The following is a 2,500-nucleotide window of genomic DNA, read 5'->3' on the forward strand; positions in this document are numbered from 1 at the left end:
ACATCATGGCATCATCAAACTTCCGCCATGATTTATAAAGGGAATTTTAGCGAAGCTGATATTACTGATCCTTTATTTCCCCGTCATCCAACTTTTGAAAGCTTTTATGATACTGAATGTATACAACTTGTTCAAACAATATTTCAAAATGATTTCGACACATATAAATACAGCAAAGAATATCCATACTAATTTTAGTCTATTATCTTTGCTAAATAAAAAAGATACCTCATATATAAGGTATCTTTTTAACATTTCAATTATATAAATCATACTGTTTAACAGTCTCTATTCTCCACCTTATTACCTTTTAATAGATTACATAACTTTTGCTTATCCGCCCATCCTACTCCGATTAAAACTAAACTCGCTCCCATTATTACCCTCCATGTCAGAGACTCATTTAATAGAATAATTGAAGTAGCGATACTTATTAATGGTAATGCATTTAAATATAATCCGCTTACTGATGCTGAAACTCTCTCTAGCGCTTTATTCCAAAACCAATATGCTAAAATTGTTGCTCCAATAACAAGGTATATTACACTAAGTCCCGTTTTCCAAGTTTCAATCTTTGGTAAACCGTAATAAAGAATTTCTACCAGTGCAAACGGTAATAGAATAACAGCTCCGATAATTAAAGTTAATGTTGTAAAAACCTCGTTTGATAAATACTGTTCTTGTTTTGGTCGTTTTAGCAAAACCGTGTAGAAAGCAAATAGAAAAGTACTTAATAATATCAGTATATCTCCTATTAAAGACACTTCTTGATCAGCACTTTTAGATGGAATCGTAATAAAGAGTACTCCTATAGCACCCAATATAATCCCTATCCAATAATTCAATCGAATTTTCTCTTTCAAGAAGAATGCTGAAAAAAGAATTGTAACTAATGGTAATGCAGCATCTATGATACTAACATGTAATCCACTTGTTAAAGAAATACCATACGATGTGAACATAAAATACCCAGCTACACCGGTAAAGGCTAACAAACTCATTCTTTGCCATGGAACTTTTTTATGTACAACTGATTTTTGTAGTTGCTTAAATGAAAATAGCATACAAATTCCACCTGCAAAGAAAAGACGAATAAACAACAAAGTAAACGGCTGAATAGATTCTAACACCCATTTTGTTGGTGCAATAGCTGTCCCCCATAATATAACAGCCACTAATAACATGCATATTTCTTTCATAATCCCCCACACCCATCAAAAATATATGTTAACTACCTTAATTATAGATTTTTTCTTATGTAAAATCCTTTAAAAACACAAAAGGTTATGTAAGATTACAAATATTCTTTTTACATCTCGATTATATTTTCACAAAAGGTAATTCTTACCTTTATATTTCAAACAATAAAAATAAACACAAAAAAACCTAAGTCGAAACGACTTAGGTTTTTGCTTGGCGACGTCCTACTCTCACAGGGACAAGGTCCCAACTACCATCGGCGCTAGAGAGCTTAACTTCCGTGTTCGGTATGGGAACGGGTGTGACCTCTCTGCCATCATCACCAAACTATGAAGGCATATTCCTTCAAAACTAGATAACATTGCTACATATTATATGGTTAAGTCCTCGATCTATTAGTATTCGTCAGCTCCACATGTCACCATGCTTCCACCTCGAACCTATCAACCTGATCATCTTTCAGGGATCTTACTAGCTTACGCTATGGGAAATCTCATCTTGAGGGGGGCTTCATGCTTAGATGCTTTCAGCACTTATCCCTTCCGCACATAGCTACCCAGCTATGCCCTTGGCAGAACAACTGGTACACCAGCGGTGCGTCCATCCCGGTCCTCTCGTACTAAGGACAGCTCCTCTCAAATTTCCTACGCCCACGACGGATAGGGACCGAACTGTCTCACGACGTTCTGAACCCAGCTCGCGTACCGCTTTAATGGGCGAACAGCCCAACCCTTGGGACCGACTACAGCCCCAGGATGCGATGAGCCGACATCGAGGTGCCAAACCTCCCCGTCGATGTGGACTCTTGGGGGAGATAAGCCTGTTATCCCCGGGGTAGCTTTTATCCGTTGAGCGATGGCCCTTCCATGCGGAACCACCGGATCACTAAGCCCGACTTTCGTCCCTGCTCGACTTGTAGGTCTCGCAGTCAAGCTCCCTTATGCCTTTGCACTCTACGAATGATTTCCAACCATTCTGAGGGAACCTTTGGGCGCCTCCGTTACACTTTAGGAGGCGACCGCCCCAGTCAAACTGCCCACCTGACACTGTCTCCCGGGTCGATAAGACCCGTAGGTTAGAATTTCAATACAGTCAGGGCGGTATCCCACCAGCGCCTCCACCGAAGCTAGCGCTCCGGTTTCAATGGCTCCCGCCTATCCTGTACAAACTGTACCAAAATTCAATATCAGGCTACAGTAAAGCTCCACGGGGTCTTTCCGTCCTGTCGCGGGTAACCTGCATCTTCACAGGTACTATAATTTCACCGAGTCTCTGGTTGAGACAGTGCCCAAATCGTTAC

At 40.2% G+C, this 2,500-nt stretch carries 2 protein-coding genes and 2 rRNA genes (2 of these 4 only partly in view); 1 reads left to right on the forward strand and 3 read right to left on the reverse strand.

Going from position 1 to position 2,500, the window contains the following annotated elements:
• Positions 1 to 192: the 3' portion of a sulfotransferase family 2 domain-containing protein gene (locus N2V92_RS05885; RefSeq protein ID WP_000483045.1), read on the forward strand. The gene continues 600 nt to the left of window position 1, outside the view; the window shows 192 of its 792 coding nt (coding positions 601–792); its start codon lies beyond the left edge, outside the window; its stop codon occupies positions 190 to 192.
• A gap of 86 nt (positions 193 to 278) precedes the next feature.
• Here N2V92_RS05885 and N2V92_RS05890 read toward each other — a convergent pair whose 3' ends face one another.
• The 3 genes from N2V92_RS05890 to N2V92_RS05900 all read right to left on the reverse strand — a co-directional run.
• Positions 279 to 1,199, reverse strand: a complete 921-nt coding sequence (locus N2V92_RS05890) for a DMT family transporter (protein ID WP_000658295.1) — start codon at positions 1,197 to 1,199, stop codon at positions 279 to 281.
• A gap of 212 nt (positions 1,200 to 1,411) precedes the next feature.
• Positions 1,412 to 1,527, reverse strand: a 5S ribosomal RNA gene (gene rrf, locus N2V92_RS05895).
• A 48-nt stretch (positions 1,528 to 1,575) separates the two neighbouring features.
• Positions 1,576 to 2,500 (reverse strand): 23S ribosomal RNA (locus N2V92_RS05900) (it continues 1,997 nt past the right edge of the window).

Source organism: Bacillus sp. CH_48 (genome assembly GCF_038008465.1).
Classification (GTDB): Bacteria; Bacillota; Bacilli; order Bacillales; family Bacillaceae_G; genus Bacillus_A; species Bacillus_A thuringiensis_S.